The following is a 20,174-nucleotide window of genomic DNA, read 5'->3' as shown; positions in this document are numbered from 1 at the left end:
TTACGTCGAAGTAACCATTGCTGAATGCCAAACGGATGGAATCGGAAAAAAGTTTGCAGAATTTTACACCCACGGGTAGCTGCCCGATCCGGGACATACTGAGCCGGCTGGGGGACAAATGGTCGATGCTGGTGCTGCTGACGCTCGACGCCAACGGCGTGATGCGTTTCAGCGAGATTCACCGCACGTTGGGCGACATTTCGCACCGCATGCTGACCGTCACGCTGCGGATGCTCGAAACCGACGGAATGGTCCGCCGCGAGGTCTATGCCGAGGTGCCCCCGCGGGTGGAATATAGTCTTACGGAACGCGGCAGGAGCCTGCTGCCGCACATCTTCGGGCTGGTGGAGTGGGCTGAGGCCAACAAAGAGGCTATTCTGGGCGCCCGCCGGAAATCCTGAGCGACATCCGCCGGGCGTCGGCGCCGTCGGGATAGTAGCCGCGCAGCAGCTTTCCGGCCCGAAACCCGTTGCGGGTGTAAAGTCCGATGGCCGGGGCGTTGTCGGTGCGCACTTCGAGCGTCACTTCATCCAGTCCGAGCCGTCGGGCCAATGCAATCGCCGCATCCACCAGCGCTTGTCCGGCTCCGCATCCGCGGGCCGCGGGGTCTACCGCCACGGAGTAGATGCGCAGGTTGCGGGCCGTGCGCCGCGTCAGCAGCGTGATGTAGCCGACGACCTCCTGTCCGCGGCAGGCGACGTAGGAAGTCCCCTCGGCCTGTTCCAGCAGATAGCGCAGCTGCCGCCGCGAAAAGGCCTCGTCCTCCGGAAAACAGCTCCGTTCGACGGCCGCCACGACGTCGAGGTCCCCGGTCGTCGCCGGGCGTATGCCGATCGGCGTCGTCATTGGGCGTGCAGGCGGTTGAGGCAGTGGACGAAGTGGTTGAGGATGCGGTAATAGAGTTCGTCGCCCAGCACGGCATCCTCGACTTCGTGGTCGATCGACGGATTGTCGTTGATCTCGATCACCACGGCCTTTCCGTTGATGAGTTTCAGGTCCACGCCGTACAATCCCTTGCCGATCAGCGCCGCGGCCCTGACCGCCGTGTCGAGCACTTTCTGAGGGGCTTTGTAGATGGGTACCGTTTCCCACGCCCCGCACAGGTTGCGGCCCGTGTCGTCGTGGGCGTGGTTGTAAATCTGCCAATGTCCCTTGGCCATGTAGTATTTGCAGGCGAAGAGCGGTTCGCCGTCCAGCAGGCCGATCCGCCAGTCGAACTCCGTGGGGATGAACTCCTGGGCGAGCAGCACGGCCGAGTGTTCGAACATCTCGCCGAGAGCTGCGCGCAGTTCCTCCTCATTGCCGACTTTGTGCATGCCGACCGAGAACGATCCGTCGGGAATTTTGAGGATGAAGGGCGCTCCGAGCCGTTCGCTGATCTCCTCGAACGTGTAGTCGTTGAGTCGGAAAAGCAGCTGCGAAGCGGGTGCCGGGATGCGCGCCTTCTCGAACAGCTCGCACAGGTAGACCTTGTTCGTGCAGCGGATGATCGACTCGGGATCGTCGATCACGGCGATGTCGTTCATCGCGGCCCGCTGGGCGAGGCGGTAAGTGTAGTGGTTGAGCGAGGTGGTCGTGCGGATGAACAGCGCGTCGAACTCCATCAGCCGCGTGGCCTCCTCCTCGGTAATCAGTTCGGCATGGATGTTCATTTTGCGGGCCACCTCGAGGAACTTGTTGAGGGCGTCCTTGTCGCTGGGCGGGAATTTCTCGTTCGGGTCGTAGAGGATGGCGAGGTTGTAGCGCGCGGGCTTGGCCGAGCGCGGCGACCGCCATACTTTCTTGTTGAAGCAGTCCAGCGCATTGGCGAAGTCGTCCTGCTCGCTCTCCGAGAGCTGGCGCAGCGGGAGCGCCTGCACCGATTCGATCTGGTTGCGCGCATGGTTGTTCATCACCACGCGCAGGACCGGGCAGGGGTAGTGGTCGAAGACGAAGCGGGCGATCTTCTCCAGCCCTTTCTCCCGGCAGGTCCCGAAGTAGATGTTCAGCTGCCAGATTTCGTTCGAGATGCGGTTGCGTTCGATCCATTGGTGGCACAACTGCTGCAGGCTGCGCGTCATGCGGATTCCGGCGCCCGATTCGAGCTTGTTGAGGGTCTCGACGCCCGGCAGCACCCGGTGCCCCCGGGCCTGGGCCAGCAGCGAACAGTAGTAACCTTCGGAGTTGTAGCCGTAGTCGTCGCTCAGGTTGATGACCAGCTTGGGCTTCCGCTCCCCGTAACGGTGTTCGAGGTAGTCGGTTACGGTGACGAGCGAATCGGTTTCGCAATAGGGCTTCCAGTCGTTGAGGCTGTTCAGCAGGATGAGGACGCTATTCATAAAAGAGGGTTTTCAACGGGCCAAATGTAAGCAAATAAGGCATCGGTTGTACACCTTGCGCGCCGATTGTGCGAAATAAAAAAACGGGCCCCCGCAGGGACCCGTTTTATCATCGTTTGCGGCGCACTCAGGACCGCTTTCTGACCGCCTTGGCCTCCACGGCCTTGTCCAGTTCGATGCTGAAATCCGAGAGGACGTTCATGTAGTTGATGAAGGCGTCGTAAGCCGAATCGTAGGGGTTGAAATAGGAGTGCACGTCGCCGTCCGACAGCCACTTGGTGGCCATATAATAGAAGTGGTCGGAGGTCTGCATGAAACTCCACACGTAGTCGAAATCGGGATTCTTCAGCGCCGTGACCTTCTCTTTCAGGGCGTAGAGTTTCGAGAACGCCTCGTTCTGCAGCTCGTTGCCCAGCCATGCCGTCACGTCGCGCTCCTCGTCGGCCCACGACATCACGTGCGGGCAGTGGAGCACGGCTACCGGCTGGTATTTCTTCGCCGCTTCGGTCACCGTGGCGAACTCCAGGCCGTTCTTCTTGGCCAGGACCGCCTTGGGAAGCGCGCGCATGAATTCGAAGATGCCCGTGTCGGCGTTCTGGTGCTCGCCGAACGTCTCGTAGTCCATGAACAGGTTCACCACCTCGCCCGGCGTCTCGTCCGAAGCCAGCCATTGCACGTATTTGTCCACCGTCAGCGGCCACTGGTCCCAGCTCTTGTTCGAGAAGCGGAACGCGATGTCGTCCGAGAGCTTGTAGTTGCGCAGCAGCAGACGCAGCTTTTGGTCGATGGCGTTGGCGTAGACGTAGTTGGGCGATTTCCAGCCCAGCACGTGCTTGGCGCCCTCGGCCAGCATCGTGCGGAAGCCCATGCCGGCCACCATCTCGCCGATCTCGTCCGAGTAGATCAGCTCCGTGTTGCGGAACGCCGTGGGCTTCATGCCGAACTCCTTTTTGATGAGGCTCGTGTGCAGTTTCACCTGTTCCCGGAAATCCTCTTTCGAAGCCAGCGAGGCCAGCGAGTGGGAGTAGGTCTCGGCCAGGAACTCCACGCATCCCGTCGCCGCCAGCTCTTTGAACGAGTCGAGGACCTCGGGAGCGAACGCACGGAACTGCTCGACGGCGATGCCCGTGATCGAGAACGAACAGCGGAATTTGCCCTTGTTCTCTTTGATGAGTTTCAGCAGCAGGGCGTTCATCGGCAGGTAGCACTGGCGGGCCACCTTCTGCATGATCGAGCGGTTCAGGAGGTCATCCAGATAGTTATGGTCTTTGCCCATGTTGAAGAAACGGTATTTCTTCAGACGCCAGGGCTGATGTACCTGAAAATAGAGACAGACGGTTTTCATGGCGGGTGGTTATTTTGATTGTTTTTTATTCTCTTCGATCACGGCTTCGTAAACCGATTTGATCTTGGCCGCGGCGTCGTTCCACTTGAGGTTGGTGACCTCTTCGAGCCCTTTCGAAGCGAACATGCCTGAGAGGGCGGGGTATTTGATAAGTCCGTAGATGGCGTCGGCCAGTGCATCCACGTCCCAGTAGTCGACCTTTACGGCGTAGTCCAGCACCTCGGCCACGCCGCTCTGTTTCGAAATGATGACCGGCACGTTCGAACGCATCGCCTCGAGGGGCGAGATGCCGAACGGCTCCGACACCGAAGGCATCACATAGACATCCGACAGCTGGAACATCTTGTGCACGTCCTCCCCGCGCAGGAATCCCGTGAAGTGGAAACGGTCGGCGATGCCGAGCCGCGCCACGCGGCGGATGACGTGGTTCATCATGTCGCCCGAGCCGGCCATCACGAAGCGCACGTCGGGCACGCGCTTCAGCACCTTGGCGGCGGCCTCCACGAAATAGTCGGGGCCTTTCTGGTAGGTGATGCGGCCCAGGAAGGTCACGATCTTGTCCTCGACGCCCCGTTCGGGGACCTTGCCGCTGTTCTCGGCGAAGCGCACGGCGTTGTGCACCGTCACGACCCGGTCGGCCGGAACCCCGTAGCGGTTGATGACGATGTTGCGCGTGAGGTTCGACACGGCGATCACCCGGTCGGCGGCGTGCATGCCGGCGCGCTCGATGGCGTAGACCTGCGTATTGACGTTCTCGCCCGAGCGGTCGTACTCCGTGGCGTGCATGTGCACCACCAGCGGTTTTCCGGAGACGCGTTTGGCGGCGATGCCCGCGTAGTAGGTGAGCCAGTCGTGGGCGTGGATCACGTCGAACTGCCCTTCCAGCTCCTTGGCCACCTGCGCGGCGACCACGGCATAGCGGGCGACCTCCTCCATGAGGTTGGCGCCGTACTTGCCCGAGAAGGTGTAGCGCTGTTTCCAGACATCGGTCGTCGACCAGGTCCGCTCACCCGATTTGACATATTTCTCGTGATAGACTTCGTACTCCTCCGGCGAGATGTAGGGAACCATGTTCGAGTCGATGTGGATGAACGACATCTTTTCCAGAATGTCGTCCGCGCCGCTTCCCGTCGAGCCGTACATGGCCTCCACGTCGCTGGCATTCATCACATGGGTAAACCGCTGGTCCTCGTCGCCGTAGGCGTGCGGGACGACGAAGGTGACGTTGACGCCGTTGCGTGCCAGTCCGCGGGTCATTCCGTAGCAGGCGGTTCCCAGTCCGCCCGCAATATGGGGCGGAAACTCCCATCCGAACATTAATACTCTCATACCGTTATTCCTTGTTTTTACTGATTTCCATCGTTTCCACGCATCCCGAGGTTTCCGGCTCACGGCCTGCGGCCGTGTTTATAAGTCTGACTCACCCCTAAGTCTCCGCCAAGGCGGAGACTTCCCTTCGGCACAATTCTGTTTTATTTCTTTGCGGCCCTTTTTCTTACTGCCTTTCCGGCGGTTTCGGCCGCCTTGGCCGCCGGCGTTGCCGCTTTAGCGGCAACCCCTTTCTTACTAACGTTTTTTGAAGCCTTCGCAGTCTTTGCCGTCGACTTTTTCACGACTTTCTCCGCCTTCCGGGGCTTTTCTTCCGGTTTGCGGCGCCGGATCATGCCGTAAATGTCCAGCACGGCCGCCACGCTCCACGCCTGCGAAATGGCTCCGCGGGGTGAGAACGGGGGATCGGCGTCGAACAGCTCGCCGATCGAGCCGATGCCGTAGGTCTGGATGTCCTCCTCGAAATTGGCCAGTATCTCCTCGGCCTGCGGCAGGAACGAGTCTCCGTCGATGTCGAAGCAGGCCTGCACGTAGAACGACAGCAGCCACGGCCATACCGAACCGTTCTTGCCCGCGAAGTCGCGTTCTGCGGGCGTACCCACCTGCGAACCCTTGTAGAGCGGGTTGCGGGGCGAGAGCGTCCGCAGTCCCTTGGGGGTCACGAGGTGCTGGCGCACGGTGCGGATCACTTCCAGCTGGGCCTGCTCGTCGAGCATCTTGTAGGGAAGTCCGCAGGCGAGGATCATGTTCGGACGGATGTCCGTCGAAGCGCCCTCGCAGCCGATGTAGTCGGCCAGATAGCCTTCCGGCAGGCGGAACAGCTCGTTGAACGCCGCCGCGGTCCTTTCGGGCAGCGCCTCCCAGGCTTTCACGAACTTCTTGTCGCCGTGTTCGCCCGCCAGCCGCAGCGTGTAGCGGACGGCGTTGTACCACAGGGCGTTGACCTCGACCTGATAGCCGTTGCGCGGGGTGACCGGCTGTCCGTCGATCACCGAGTTCATCCAAGTCAGGGGCACGTGCTCCGACGAGGCCCACACGAGGCCGTTCTCGTTGAGCAGGACCCGGCCTGCGACGCCTTGCTTATAGGCTTCCAGTATTTGTTTCATCGCCTCGCCGTAGCGTTCCCAGACGGCCTTGGCGCCGATCTGCGCCTCGAGCCGCTGCAACGTCCAGAAGAACCACAGCGGAGCGTCCGCGGCCACGGCCGCCGAGGCGTTCCCGGCGAACATGCCGTCCTGCATGGCGCGCACCTCGTAGTCGAGGGCGTCGATGCAGTCCTCCTTGTGCTCCTGCTCCAGGGTGATGCCCGGCAGCGAAACGAAGGTCTGACGGCCCGAAACCCCGTGCCACGGATAACCCGATATGACCTCCGTGCGGTTGCCCGGACGGCGGATCAGGAATTGCCGTGCCGAGTGCTCGAGGCAGCTGATGAAATCGATCTTGTGCGTGCGCCGGGCGATGGAGCCGTCGAAGAGCTCTTCGATGGTCTTCGTCGAGCCCATCTCGTCGAGCGATGCCGAGAAGATGATGCTCTCGCCCTTTTTGAGCTCGGTCTCGAAATAGCCCGTCGTCAGCAGGTCCTCGTGCCCCGCGTAACCGCGGGCGATGTCCTGCTGGTATTCGAAATTGTAGTACCAGTCGGGCGCCGGCACGAACTCCGTCCCGGGCTTGCTCGTCTGGAGGTAGAGCCACGGGAATGAACCGTAGAGGCGGCATTTCACGCCGTTGACCGCCGGATAGGAGTGCCCGTCGGCAGCCATGTTGGCGCGGGTCAGCGCATGCTTGTCGCGGAAAGCCAGGAACGGGCGCAGCCTCAGGCGCGTCTCGGAGTGGGCGTCCACGAGCGTATAGCGGATCATCAACTGCGTGCGCTTGTGAATCCAGAGCATCTCCTTTTTGAGGATGACTCCGCCCACACGGTAGGTGACCGTGGGAGTCGGCGTATACTCGAAATCGGTGATGTACTTGTGCCCGCGGGGTTCGTAAACCCCCGGGAAGCGGTGCAGGGCCAGGTTGAACGTCTGGTCGTGCTGGATCACCGTTTCGTCGAGCGACGAGAGCAGGACGTAAGTCCGGCCGCTGTCGTCGATCGGCGCCACCATCAGTCCGTGGTAGCGGCGGGTGTTGCAGCAGACGATGGTCGTGCTCATGTACCCGCCGATGCGGTCCGTTGCGAGCATCTCGCGCTGGAGCGAGTACTCCAGGTTGCCCAATTCGCTTTTGTCGAAAGTAAGTGCTGACATATCGCTATAAAATGCTGTTCGTCCTTTAAAGATATTGAAATTTTCAGATTATTGCAATCCTGCAACTGAAAATTGACATCTTTTTAATATCCGTTTCCGTTTGGAAACCTATGCCCATTTCACCAATGCAAAATCCATGCGATGCGGAAGATGCGGATTGCTGGGATAGATGCGCAGCGCCACGTCGAACGTGCCGGCCTCGTTGGGTGTGTAGTCCAACGCATAGGTTACCAGGTTGTTGTCCGTGCGGGCATGTTCGAGCCGGATCGTGCGGGTGACGTTGACGCCCTGCCCGCCGACGATCTGCCGGGCGATGACCATTTCCACGCCGATATCCTCCGGGCGGAGGTTGGCGATGTCCACCGTCACCGAGAAGCGGTACTTCTCGCCGACGCAGACGGCCTCCTTGTCGATCTTCACGCGCTCTACGTCCACCACGCGGACCTGGTCCCAGGCCGCCGAGACCTTGCGTTTCCAGGCCGCGATTTCGCGGGCCAGGCGGTAGGCGTCGGCGCTCAGTTCGCGCTTGCGGGCCGCCAGCTTCTTGTAGAAGCGGTCCTCATAGTCGATCAGCATGCGGTTGGTCGTGAAGTTCGAGGCGATGTCCGCCACGCATTTTTTGACCGAAGCCACCCATTCGTGGGGGATGTTGTCCTCGCCGCGGGCGTAGTATTTCGGGGCGATCTGCTCCTCGATGGTGTTGTAGATCATCTCGGCGTCGAGTTCGTCCTGGAAGTGCTGGTCGGTGAACGTGCGCTCCATGGGCAGCATCCATCCGGCGCCCTCCTTGTAGCCTTCGACCCACCAGCCGTCGAGCACCGAGAACTGCATCACGCCGTTCATCACGCACTTTTCGCCCGAAGTTCCCGAAGCCTCCAGCGGCCGCGTCGGGGTGTTCAGCCAGACGTCGACGCCCTGCACCATGCGGCGCGCCAGCTCCATGTCGTAATTCTGCAGGAAGATGATCTTGCCCACGAACTGCGGCATGGCGGCCACCTCGACGATGCGTTTGATGAGGTCCTGCCCCGGCTTGTCGTTGGGGTGGGCCTTGCCGGCGAAGATGAACTGCACGGGACGCTCCTTGTTGTTGACGATGGAGGCCAGCCGGTCGAGGTTCGTGAAGAGCAGGTAGGCGCGCTTGTAGGTGGCGAAGCGGCGTGCGAAACCGATGGTCAGCACGTCGGGTTTGATGCCCTCGATGACCTGAAGCATCTGACGCGGCGAGTCGAGACGCACCTGTGCGGGATCGCTGTAACGCCGGCGGATGTGTTTGATGAGCTTGTTTTTGAGCTTCATACGCTCCTCCCACAGCTCGCCGTCGGGGATGTTGTGCACTTTCTGCCAGGCCGGGATGTCGTAGACGTGGCCTTCGAAACCGTCGGCGAAGTAGCGGGCGTAGAGGCGTCGCAGCGACGTGGCGATCCATGTCGGGAAGTGCACGCCGTTGGTGACGTAGCCGATGTGGAGCTCGTTTTTGAAGTAACCCGGCCACATGCTGCCCAGAATTTCCTTCGAGACCTCGCCGTGGAGCCACGAGACGCCGTTGACCTCCTGCGAAAGATTGCAGGCCAGCACCGACATCGAGAATTTCTCGTTGGGGTCGTTGGGGTTGGTCTTGCCCAGGTTGATATATTGCTCCCAGGTGATGCCCAGCACGTCGGGGTAGTGCGACATGTACTGGCGGATCATCGACTCGGGGAATGCGTCGTGGCCGGCCGGCACGGGGGTGTGGGTCGTGAAGAGCGACGACGAGCGGACGACCTCCAGCGCTTCGGAGAACGAGAGCTTGCGGTGGTTCACCAGGTCGCGGATGCGCTCCACGCCGATAAAGGCGGCATGGCCCTCGTTGCAGTGGAACACCTCGTGTTTGACGCCTACCTGGCGCAGGGCGCGGATGCCGCCGATGCCCAGCAGAATCTCCTGTTTGAGGCGGTTCTCCCAGTCGCCTCCGTAGAGGTGGTGGGTGACCTGGCGGTCCTCCTCGAGGTTGTCCTCGATGTCGGCGTCGAGCAGGTAGAGGTCCGTGCGGCCCACCTGGCATTTCCAGATGCGCGCCGAGAGCGTGCGGCCCGGGAAGGCGATGGTGACCGTCATCCAGTTGCCGGCCTCGTCGCGCACGGGCGAGATGGGTAGCTTATAGAAGTTCTGCGCCTCGTAGGTCGCCTCCTGGGCGCCCTGCGCCGAGAGGCGCTGCGTGAAGTAGCCGTAGCGGTACAAAAGGCCCACGGCGGCCATCGGGACGTTCTTGTCCGAAGCCTCTTTGAGGTAGTCGCCGGCCAGGATGCCCAGGCCGCCCGAGTAGATTTTCAGCGACGAGTGCAGGCCGTACTCCATCGAGAAATAGGAGATCGTCGTGGTCTTCGGGTCGGGCTTCTCGTTCATGTAGTCGCGGAACTGCGTATGCACGGCATCGAGCATGGCGAGGAAATTCGTATCTTTCTCGAGCTCTTTCAGACGCTCGACGCTCAGCGCGTCGAGGAAGGCGATCGGGTTGCGGTCGCATTCGGCCCACAGCACAGGGTCGATCCCTTCGAACAGGTCGCGGGCGCCGGGGTTCCAGCACCACCAGAGGTTGCGCGAAAGCTCCTCGAGGGCGTGCAGCCGCCGGGGCAGCGTCTTGTCGACCATCATGCGGTTCCAGACGGGCTTTTCGACGAAGAGCTGCTGACGCACGAAGTTGATCTGTTCGGTCTTGGCGCCGCCGTCGTCCAGCACGGCGCGGTTGGTGCGCACGACCGAACTCTCGACCGCTTCGGAATAGGCCTGCTCGTAGGCGGCGAAGAGGTGCTCCCAGAGCGCTGTCGTCGAGATTTCGTAAGCCGAGGTGCGCATTTCGTTCACGTGCTTCTCATCCAGCAGGCTGAAGCGCAGCAGCGTCTCGGCGACTTTCTGTTCGACCTCCCGGTCGTTGTAGTCGTCGCGGCGGACGACCTCCACGCCGGCGTGTTCGCGGTGCTTGTCCACCCAGAGGCCGAATCCGGCCAGCGTCGTGGTGACGGTCGGCACCGAGAAAGCCACCGATTCCAGCGGGGTGTAGCCCCACGGCTCGTAGTAGGAGGGGAAGACCGTGAGGTCCATGCCTACCAGCAGTTCGTAATAATCCTTGTTGAAGATACCGTCGGCCTTGTTGAGGTACGTCGGCACGAAGATCACCTTCACCTTCGATTCGGGCCGGGTCAGGATCGAGTCTTTGAGGGCGTTGACGACCGGGTCCCAGGCCGGATTTTCGAGGTAGTGGGTCGTGTATTTGTACTGGCTCCCGTCGATGGGGTTCGACGCATCGGCCAGATGGGCCTGCAGATCGACGCGCGGGCCGCGGTTGCCGGCGGGTACGGTGATGTAGGCCAGCACCTCGCGCCGGAGCTTGTCCGAGGCCGCGAGCTGTTTGAGCGACTCGATGAAGACGTCGATGCCTTTGTTGCGGAATTCGTAGCGGCCGCTGGTGCCGACGATCAGCGGATCGCCCGAGAACTTCTCGCCCAGACAGGCCTCGGCCACCGTAATCATCGCCTTGCGGGCCTCGTCGCGCTTGGCGTAATACTCCTCGCCGGTCCACACGAAGTCGTTTTCGAAGCCGTTGGGCGTCACGCCGTCCGGTTCGCGGCCCAGCAGGTACTTGCACTCGTTGGCCGTGATGTCGCTCACCGTGAGGAAGGCGTCGTGATACGTGGCGCCCATCTTCTCGATCGAATGTTTGGCCGTGACGTTGAACTGGCGGGCCAGTTCGTCGGCGTTGAATTTCGTGAGGTCGTTATAAAGCGGCAGGCGGTTGCCGGCGATGCAGCGGCCCATGACCGTGGCGTGGGTGGTGAACACCGTGGCCACATAGGGGGCGTGTTTGCGCAGGTAGAGGCCGCCGGCAGCGGTCATCCATTCGTGGAAATGCGCTGCGGCCTTGTCGGTCGGGGCGCAGAAGGTCTCGACGTAGGAGGCGATCACCACGCCTGCGGCCCAGCCGAAGAGCACCGGTTCGATGTAGTCCCACTGGCCCGAAATCGAGTCCACGTGGTACGACTCCCAGAGGTTTTTGAGAATTTCGTCCTTGCGGGGGATCAGCGACGAGAAGTCGACCAGCACCGCTGTCGGTTCGCCTTTGATCTTCCAGCGGCCGACGCGCACGCGGATGCCCTCGTTGTAGAGTTTCTGGCGCCACGCCTTCAACAGCGCGGGGTCCTCCTCGAACTCGGGGTTCACGCCCTCGTGCGAGAGGTCGGGACCGATCAGGAGATAGCGGTCTGCGAATTTGCGGATTACGGTCTGTGCCTTGGTGGAGATGACGGTGTGAATGCCGCCGACCTTGTTGCATACCTCCCAACTAACCTCGAACAGGAAGTCGGGAGAGTGTTTTGCATTGCTCATATATTATGCTTGTTTGTAATTTTTCAGAGACGAAGTCGGATTCGAAATCCGGTTGCAAAGGTAATGCTTATATTTTTGTAAAACAATCCGAAGTCATATTTACTAAAAAAATTTAAGAATAACTTAACATTTCAGTTTCATTTGGTTGCGGGTTTGTTACGTTTCGAAGAACGTCTCGATCACTGCGTCGGAAACCAGCATTCGCGCTGCCGGGACGGCCATTTTGCCGCCTTCGGTCCTGAGCGCTCCGGACCGTATCCAGGGCTCTGCATCGCGCTGCATCCGCGCCGCCCGTTCCGTTCCGAAAAGGGCCTTCGCTTCCGCGAGGTCGATGCCTTCGGCCGTGCGCAGCCGCGTCATCACATACTCGTTGAAGCGGTCGCGGTCGGTCAGCATTTCGGCCTCTGCGGGGGCTCCCGCAAGGTAATCCTCCACGGAATCGACGTTCCAGCGGCGTTCCCGTCCGTCGAACGAGTGGGCTGCAGGGCCGATGCCGAGGTACTTCACGCCGTGCCAGTAGGCGGCGTTGTGGCGGGCCCGGAACCCCGGCAGGGCGTAGTTCGAGACTTCGTAATGGTCGAACCCGGCTCCGGTCAGCGTCCCGTGCACAAGGGCGTATTCCGCTTCGCTGACCGACTCGTCCACCGGGGCGAACTCCCCGCGGGCCGCGCGCCGCCCGAAGGCCGTACCGGGTTCTATGGTCAAATGGTATGCCGAAATGTGCTGCACGTCCAACCCGATTGCCGTGTCGAGCGTGCGGCGCAGCGAGTCGCCGCCGAATCCCGGCACCCCGAAAATCAGGTCTATGGTGATGTTTTCGAACCCTTCGCCTTGTGCATCCCGCACGGCCTGAACCGCCTGTGCGGCATTGTGGCGGCGGTTCATCAGCTTCAGGCACGCATCGTCGAACGACTGGATGCCGATCGAGAGGCGGTCGACGCCCGCCCGGCGCAGCGCCGCGAGGTAGCGGGGCGTCAGGTCGTCGGGGTTGGCTTCCAGGGTGGTCTCCTCCGCTGCGGAACAATCGAACAGCTTTCCCGCATGTTCCAGCAGCCCGGCAATGGCCTCGGGTGAGCAGAGCGACGGGGTTCCGCCCCCGAAATAGCGGGTGCGGACGGCTTCGCCGCCGAGGTATTCCCGCCGGGCCTCCAGCTCGCGGTGCATGGCGGCCACGAGCTCCTCCATGCGTCCCAGCCCGACGCTTTTGTAGAAATCGCAGTAGGCGCAGATGCGCCTGCAAAAGGGTATGTGGAAATAGAGTCCCGCCATAGTAACCAAAGATACGAAAAAAACGAACGAATCCAAAATCGGATTACGTTCGGTCCCCGGATAACCGACCGACTCCTAAAAGGGGCGTTACCTCCCCAAAGATAAGAAAAAAATCGGGATGTCGTCCGGGCCCGTCCGGGAATTTGTTCCGCCGCTCCGTCCGGCGAATTTCGGCAGCCTGTTTGCAGGGGTGGGTTTGCGGTGCGGAAGCCGCTTTCGGAGGGTTTCTGCAAACCGGGATACACTGTTATAAATGAAGCGTATAGCGGGATCGGAAAAAATAATAAAATTTTTTTGTAATTTCGGCTGTTAATTTTTTCACAATTCTGAAAGTTTTTCTACCTTTGTGCCGTTGGAGTCCGGACGGTCCGGACGAAAACATAGGTTAAGAAGAGGATTTTAATCAAAATAATTACAACTATGGACAAAATGGATTTGAAAAAGTACGGGATCACCGGCGTGACCGAGATCGTGTACAATCCCTCCTACGACGAGTTGTTCCGTGAGGAGACCAAGAAAGGCCTGCGCGGCTATGAGAAGGGTCAGCTGACCGAGACCGGTGCCGTGAACGTGATGACCGGCGTCTACACCGGCCGTTCGCCCAAGGACAAGTTCTTCGTCATGGACGAGACCACCAAGGATACGATCTGGTGGACTTCCGACGAGTATAAGAACGACAACAAGCCCGTTACGAAGGCTGCCTGGAAGGAGCTGAAGAAGATCGCTTCGCAGGAGCTTTCGGGCAAGAAACTCTATGTCGTTGACACGTTCTGCGGCGCCAACGAGAACTCGCGCCTGAAGATCCGTTTCATCATGGAGGTGGCCTGGCAGGCTCACTTCGTGAAGAACATGTTCATCCGGCCGACCGACGAGGAGCTGGAGAAATACGGCGAGCCCGATTTCGTGGTGCTGAATGCGTCGAAAGCCAAGGTTAAGAACTACAAGAAACTGGGCCTGAACTCGGAGACGGCCGTCGTTTTCAACCTCACCGAGAAGATGCAGGTGATTATCAACACCTGGTACGGCGGTGAGATGAAAAAGGGTATGTTCTCCTACATGAACTACCTGCTGCCGCTGAAGGGCATGGCTTCGATGCACTGCTCGGCCAACACCAACGAGAAGGGTGAGACCGCTATCTTCTTCGGTCTGTCGGGTACCGGCAAGACCACGCTTTCGACCGATCCGAAGCGTCAGCTCATCGGCGACGACGAGCACGGCTGGGACGACGACGGCGTATTCAACTTCGAGGGCGGCTGCTATGCCAAGGTTATCAACCTCTCGCAGGAGAACGAGCCCGACATCTGGAACGCCATCCGCCGCAACGCGCTGCTGGAGAACGTGACGGTAGACAAGAAGGGCAAGATCGACTACGCCGACAAGTCGGTGACGGAGAACACCCGCGTATCGTACCCGATCTTCCACATCGAGAATATCGTGAAACCCGTATCGAAGGCTCCGGCTGCCAAGAAGGTGATCTTCCTCTCGGCCGACGCATTCGGCGTGCTGCCTCCGGTTTCGATCCTGACTCCCGAGCAGACGCAGTACTACTTCCTGTCGGGCTTCACCGCCAAGCTGGCCGGCACCGAGCGCGGCATCACCGAGCCTACGCCGACTTTCTCGGCTTGCTTCGGCGCTGCTTTCCTGTCGCTGCACCCCACCAAGTACGGCGAGGAGCTCGTCAAAAAGATGAAGAAGGCAGGTGCCAAGGCATATCTCGTGAATACGGGCTGGAACGGAACCGGCAAGCGTATTTCGATCAAAGATACGCGCGGTATCATCGATGCGATCCTCGACGGTTCGATCGACAAGGCTCCGACCAAGACCATGCCTATCTTCGACTTCGTGATTCCGACCGCTCTGCCGGGCGTAGATCCCAAGATCCTCGATCCGCGCGACACCTACAAGAACGCCAAGGATTGGGACGTGAAGGCCGAGGACCTCGCCAACCGTTTCGTGAAGAACTTTGCGAAGTTCACGGGCAACGAGGCTGGCAAGAAGCTCGTGGCTGCCGGTCCGAAGGTAAAATAGTTCCGAAAAGGATTGCGGCTCCGGCCGCTGCATGATAGAGAAAACCCCGGTTTCCGAGATGGAGACCGGGGTTTTTGTGTGGAAGAGGCCCTGCGGGTTGCGGCCTATTTCCGGGGCTGGAAAATCCGGTAGCCGATCGAGAGGCCTATCTTGTTGGGATACCACTCCGAGGAGCCGTTGAACGGATCGGGGTGCTTCGGCTGCACGGGGCGGTGGGGATGCATGTCGATCTCGCCGTCGAAACTGTAACCGTTGTAGTGGCTGTCCATCCAGGCCCAGCCGAAATAGGCGTCGAGCAGCCACCGTTCGCCGAACTGGTATTCGTACCCCACACACAGCCCGATCATCATGCCGTAGCCTTTGCAGTAGCGGTCCTCGAATTTGAGCCGCCAGTTCTCGATGTAGGGTTTCGACATGTCGAAGGCCATCATGCCGATATTGGCTCCGAGATACCACCCGCGGTTGTGCTCTTTGAAGAAGCGGCGGTATTCGCCCATGAAAATAGCGAAGGTCATGTGCTTGCCGTCGATGGATTTCCACGGGGAGATGACGATCTCGCTCTGGAGGGTCGACTTGGGCGTGACGGCGAATTCGACGGCCGGGTTGACGATCCCTGCCAATGCGTAGAGCCCGTTGAGTTTGACGTATCCCTGCGGGAAGGCGTTCTGTATGCCGAAGAGTGTGAGCAGGAGCGCGCAGGCCCCGGTTCTGCGGAGGGTTTGTGTCATGGATTGCGGATTTCTACCGGATACAAAGATACGGATAAGCGCGGGTAAAAGCAAGTTTACTTGCAATTTGATGGGTGGGAGTAGCTAAGTTGCAGTCAAAGGTCCGAAAAAGTCGGCTCAGTCCAACTGTGGTGCCCAAGGTATGACAAAATCCGGCCGATGTGTTTGATCGGCCGGATTTTCACTTTCTGTTTGGACTTCGGATGCCGGGAAACCTCGTTACATCGGTTCGAACCGGACTGTCATGGTTGTGAAGTCCGCCGTAATCCGATAGTTTCCGTCCTCGAATCCCATCAGCAGGGGGTAGAACTGGTTGCCGTTCTGTGCAAGTTCCCATCCGCGGTAGCCTTGTTGTCCGTCGTGATCGTCGAAAGCCTCTTTGGCCCCGTATTCCGTCAGCCAATCGGTGTTCGAGATGATGAATTTGAATCCCTTACCTTTGTTATCGTCCGGATTGGCCGTGCCGACCTTCACGGGTACGTTCTCTGCCGTGAAGATTCCGGGAGCGGTTTGGGTCATTGCTACGGCTTGACCTAAATCCCAACCGTGGGGCATTGCGTCTCCGAGTATGTAGAGCGCTGTCGGATAATCCGAACCTTGTGCCGGTTCGAAGCGTACCGCCATCGTCGTGAAGTCGACAGTGATGTCGTATACTCCGGTAGTGTGTCCCATCAGCAGGGGGTAGAACTGGTTGCTGTTTTGTGCGAGCTCCCAACCGCGGTAGCCCTGCTGTCCGTCGTGGTCGTCGAAAGCCTCTTTGGCTCCGTATTCGGTGCTCCAATCGCTGTTTGAGATGCCGAATTTGAATCCGTTGCCCTTGTTGTCGTCCGGATTGGCCGTGCCGACGTCGATGTTCACGCCCTTGACCTGGAAAACGCCGTTTCCGATCTTGGTCAGCGGAATGAAGCTGCCGAGATTCCACCCGGCCTCCGTGGCCGGCCCGAAGAGGAACAGCGTTTCGGGATAGGAGGGTGCCGTGCCGCCCGTGAGGGTGACTTTCAAGGTGTTAAGGTCGACTCGTACGGTGTAGTAGCCTTCGCTGAAACCCTGGTCGCCCGGGATGAAGCGGATGTCGCCGTCGCCGTCGCCTTTTTTCTTGAGGGTCCAGTACTCGCCGGCCGCCTCGTCGCGGATGTACTCCGTCCAGTCGTGGAAGTCGAATTTGAATCTGCTCTCCGGTTTGAGATAAATATTGGTGTTTTCATAGATGTTCTCCCCGACGGGCAGCAGGGCGTTTGCCTCGACCATGTTCCATCCGTTTTCCATATCGTCTCCCAGAATGTAGAGAGCCGTTTCGGGGTCGAACTCCGCGACGTCGCCCGTCCGGGTCAGTGTGAGCGTCATCTTGTTGAGGTCGACGTATACGGTGTAGATGCCGCTCGTATAGTCGTACTGCAAAGGATAGAACTGCGAATCTCCGTCATTGGCAATGGCGAAGGTCTGGATTTGGCCGAATTCACCGTCGATCTTCTGCCCGTAGAATGGATAGCTGCCGTTCTCCTCGATATAGAATTTGAAGCCTTTGTTATCGGCGGGTTTGCCGAATTTCAGCACGACGTTCTCTGCCGTGTAGGTGCCTTCGTCGCCCTGCGGCAGTTCGATGGCCTTGTCCCACCCGTATTCGCAGGCGCCTCCCTTCATCCAGAGCGATGCGGGTTTTACCACTTCGGCAGCGTAGGCCGTAGCGGCAAAAGCTACCTCTTCCGAGGTTTTGTCCTCGATAAGGTAGTTGTCGGTATGTGCATGGACGCATGCCCGGAAGGCGAAGCGTTCGCCGCTTTTGCCGCCGAACGTCGTTATGATGAGGTCATTGAGCTCCTTGTGCGTGAAAGAGATCGCCAAATCGGCTTCCCCCCCCCACTCTCGTTTAATCCCTTTGAACAGGTCTTCGCCTTCTACGTTCAGGTATAGATCATACTTGACCGAAGAACTGCGGGTTACGACCGAGGCGGCCGTCCACGAGAATTTCAGGGCCTCCTGATCGGCTTTGTCGGCGTCGAGCATTACCTCCTCTTCCGATACCGTAAGCACGGGGGCTGTCAGTTCGCTCCACTCCTTATCAGGAAAGTCAGACGTGTTGTCGTCGCTGCACGAGGCGATGGGGAGCGCAAAAGCCAACACGCCTGCGATGTATTTCCAAAGATGTTTCATACTGGTTGGTTTAGGTTCGTTAACGTAATTTGTTTTCGAACGTAAAAATAGAGGACAAAAACCGGATAACCATGAAAAGCGCCGCATGGTACAAGCATTTGATTAAAAAGTATCATTCTGGCCGTTCGCTGTACCGGGAGCCTGGGGATAGCAGCGGGCCGGGCCGGGGTGTTTGGGGGTGTAGCGTGCTTTGGAGAGGTGTTTTGGCGAGAACGGGAATGTTTTTGCGTGTTAAAATGGTATTATCTTGTCTGATTATGATACTATTCAATCCATCTGAACTGCATCCGTTGCAGAACCCTTTCGAAACCTCTATTTTTACGCAGCACAAACGGGAAATGCAGCCTGTTTTATTGTGTGACGTAAACCTGCTTATTTACTGTAACCTATGAGAAGAATAGTTGTAGTTGTATTATTTACAATGCTTTGCGGGCTCGCATTTGCGGCCGGAGAAAAAAGTTTCAAGATTCCTTCTCCCGACGGGAAAATCGGGATCATACTGACGGCCGGCGAGCGACTTGCCTATGAAGTCCGTGTGGACGGCCGGACGGTAGTGGCGCCCACTCCGGTGTCGATGACGCTGAGCGACGGAACCGTGTGGGGTGGTTCGGTGCAGCCTTCCCGCATCCGCAAGGGGACGGTCGATTCCTCCTTCGCGACGCCCTTTTATATTAAAGAGCGGGTTGCGGACCGTTACAACTGGCTGCGGGCCGATTTCCGGCAGGGTTTCGCCGTTGAGTTCCGGGCATACGATGACGGAGTCGCCTATCGTTTCGTTTCGACGACGGATAAACCGCTGACTGTTGCTTCCGAAGAGGCTGGCGCCCGTTTTCCGGGAGACTGGAAATGCTGGGTCCCCTATGTGCGGGATTGTGACGGAACTGAGATCGTACCCTTTGGGAGCCAGTTCAAGACCTCGTTCGAGAATCTTTATACCGTAGCCCGGCTCTCGGAGCTCGATCCAGCTCGCCTGGCTTTCCTGCCGATGGTCGTGGCCGACGATCACGGGGTGAAACTCTGCTTTACCGAGGCCGATCTCCAGGCCTATCCGGGTATGTATTTCAATTATCCGAGTCAGGGTACCTCCCTGCGCGGTATTTTCGCACCCTATCCGAAGCGTACGCACGACGGGGGACATGACAATCTTCAAAATGTCGTGGACGAGTACGACGATTTCATCGCCAAAGCCGCACCGCGGGCTACGTTCCCGTGGCGAACGGTCCTCATTGCCCGCGAGGACAGACAACTGCTCGATAACGATATGGTCATGCGTCTGGCCGAGCCCTCGCGCCTCGAGGATGTTTCGTGGATTCGCCCGGGGCTGGCGGCCTGGGAGTGGTGGAACGACTGGGGACTTCACGGCGTCGATTTCGAGGCCGGGGTCAATACGCCGACCTATAAGCACTATATCGACTTCGCGGCCCGCAACGGGATCGAATACCTGGTGATGGACGACGGATGGTCCAAAGACAAGACCGACCTGATGTCGGGCGGCAGCGACCGCCTCGATCTGGATGAGGTGCTGCGTTATGCGAAAGAAAAGAACGTCGGCATCATCCTGTGGGCGGGTTTCCGTGCTTTCGACCGGGATATGGAGGAGGTTTGCCGCCATTATTCGGCATTGGGTGTCAAAGGTTTCAAGGTCGACTTCATGGACCGGGACGACCAGCAGATCGCCGAATTCCTCTACCGCGGGGCGGCCACCGCAGCTAAATACGGATTGCTGCTCGACTACCACGGCATTTATAAGCCCGCCGGTTTGCAGCGCACCTATCCCAATGTCGTCAATTTCGAAGGCGTGCACGGATTGGAACAGATGAAATGGTCGGAAGAGTCGGTCGATCAGGTGACCTACGATGTGACGATGCCGTTTATCCGGATGACGGCTGGTCCCGTGGACTACACCCAGGGAGCCATGCTCAATGCTGCGAAGGGACATTTCTTTCCGCGTCGCAGCGAACCGATGAGTCAGGGCACGCGCTGCCGCCAGCTGGCTGAATACATCGTTTTCCATGCTCCGCTGTCGATGCTTTGCGACTCGCCCTCCAACTACGATCGGGAACCCGAATGCACGGCCTTCATCTGCGGCGTTCCCACGGTGTGGGACCGGACCGTGGCGCTCGACGGCCGGCTCGGGGAGTATGCGGCCGTCGCCCGCTGCAAAGGGGATGTCTGGTACGTCGGCGGCCTTACGGGACACGAAGGTCGTACGGTGACGCTCGACCTCGGATTTTTGGGGGATGGAGATTTTACGGCCGAAATCTTCTGCGACGGTGTCAATGCCGCTAAGTACGGACATGATTACCAGCGGGTAATCCGTGCGCTGGGGTCGGAGCGCACACTGGAAATAACGATGGCTCCCGCCGGCGGATTCGCCCTGCGAATCACCCGGGAATAAAATAAA

General features: G+C 59.3%; 12 protein-coding genes. 3 read left to right on the top strand and 9 right to left on the bottom strand.

Translation table 11 applies throughout. The features are described from left to right. Positions 1 to 53: 53 nt before the first annotated feature. The gene (locus BLU78_RS04660) at positions 54 to 401 is read left to right on the top strand and encodes a winged helix-turn-helix transcriptional regulator (RefSeq protein WP_010261229.1); all 348 of its coding nucleotides are present in this window, start codon (positions 54 to 56) and stop codon (positions 399 to 401) included. Here BLU78_RS04660 and rimI read toward each other — a convergent pair. The 7 genes from rimI to hemW form a co-directional block, all read right to left on the bottom strand. Further along, positions 373 to 846: a ribosomal protein S18-alanine N-acetyltransferase gene (gene rimI / locus BLU78_RS04655; RefSeq protein WP_010261228.1), complete on the bottom strand. Its 474-nt coding sequence runs from the start codon at positions 844 to 846 to the stop codon at positions 373 to 375. The genes BLU78_RS04660 and rimI overlap by 29 nt on opposite strands. Beyond that, positions 843 to 2,318, bottom strand: a complete 1,476-nt coding sequence (locus BLU78_RS04650; protein ID WP_010261227.1) for a RimK family protein — start codon at positions 2,316 to 2,318, stop codon at positions 843 to 845. The genes rimI and BLU78_RS04650 overlap by 4 nt, the downstream gene beginning before the upstream one ends. A 127-nt stretch (positions 2,319 to 2,445) precedes the next feature. Further along, the gene (locus BLU78_RS04645) at positions 2,446 to 3,663 is read right to left on the bottom strand and encodes a glycoside hydrolase family 57 protein (protein WP_010261226.1); all 1,218 of its coding nucleotides are present in this window, start codon (positions 3,661 to 3,663) and stop codon (positions 2,446 to 2,448) included. Between the two features lie 9 nt (positions 3,664 to 3,672). Next, complete coding sequence (locus BLU78_RS04640) at positions 3,673 to 4,992, bottom strand: glycosyltransferase family 4 protein (RefSeq protein WP_315969117.1); 1,320 nt, start codon at positions 4,990 to 4,992, stop codon at positions 3,673 to 3,675. Between the two features lie 143 nt (positions 4,993 to 5,135). Continuing rightward, on the bottom strand, positions 5,136 to 7,235 hold the full coding sequence (locus tag BLU78_RS04635; protein ID WP_176791121.1) for a glycogen debranching enzyme N-terminal domain-containing protein: 2,100 nt from the start codon (positions 7,233 to 7,235) through the stop codon (positions 5,136 to 5,138). A gap of 108 nt (positions 7,236 to 7,343) precedes the next feature. Then, entirely contained in the window at positions 7,344 to 11,594 is a 4,251-nt protein-coding gene (gene glgP, locus BLU78_RS04630) for an alpha-glucan family phosphorylase (protein WP_010261223.1), read from the bottom strand. Positions 11,595 to 11,750: 156 nt separating this feature from the next. Beyond that, positions 11,751 to 12,863, bottom strand: a complete 1,113-nt coding sequence (gene hemW, locus BLU78_RS04625; protein WP_010261222.1) for a radical SAM family heme chaperone HemW — start codon at positions 12,861 to 12,863, stop codon at positions 11,751 to 11,753. Between the two features lie 420 nt (positions 12,864 to 13,283). Here hemW and pckA point away from each other — a divergent pair, with 420 nt between their 5' ends. Next, on the top strand, positions 13,284 to 14,891 hold the full coding sequence (pckA, locus tag BLU78_RS04620) for a phosphoenolpyruvate carboxykinase (ATP) (protein WP_010261220.1): 1,608 nt from the start codon (positions 13,284 to 13,286) through the stop codon (positions 14,889 to 14,891). Positions 14,892 to 14,995: 104 nt separating this feature from the next. Here pckA and BLU78_RS04615 read toward each other — a convergent pair whose 3' ends face one another. Beyond that, positions 14,996 to 15,619, bottom strand: coding sequence for a DUF3575 domain-containing protein (locus tag BLU78_RS04615; protein ID WP_010261218.1), 624 nt, complete (start codon positions 15,617 to 15,619; stop codon positions 14,996 to 14,998). A 219-nt stretch (positions 15,620 to 15,838) separates the two neighbouring features. Continuing rightward, entirely contained in the window at positions 15,839 to 17,770 is a 1,932-nt protein-coding gene (locus BLU78_RS04610; RefSeq protein WP_010261216.1) for a SusE domain-containing protein, read from the bottom strand. Between the two features lie 388 nt (positions 17,771 to 18,158). On the opposite strand from BLU78_RS04610, the gene BLU78_RS04605 reads away from it, so the two are divergent. Continuing rightward, positions 18,159 to 20,168, top strand: coding sequence for a glycoside hydrolase family 97 protein (locus BLU78_RS04605; RefSeq protein WP_026020675.1), 2,010 nt, complete (start codon positions 18,159 to 18,161; stop codon positions 20,166 to 20,168). Positions 20,169 to 20,174: the final 6 nt, after the last annotated feature.

Source organism: Alistipes timonensis JC136, assembly GCF_900107675.1.
In the GTDB taxonomy this organism is placed as follows: Bacteria; Bacteroidota; Bacteroidia; order Bacteroidales; family Rikenellaceae; genus Alistipes; species Alistipes timonensis.
This window is presented reverse-complemented; position numbering and strand designations above follow the sequence as displayed.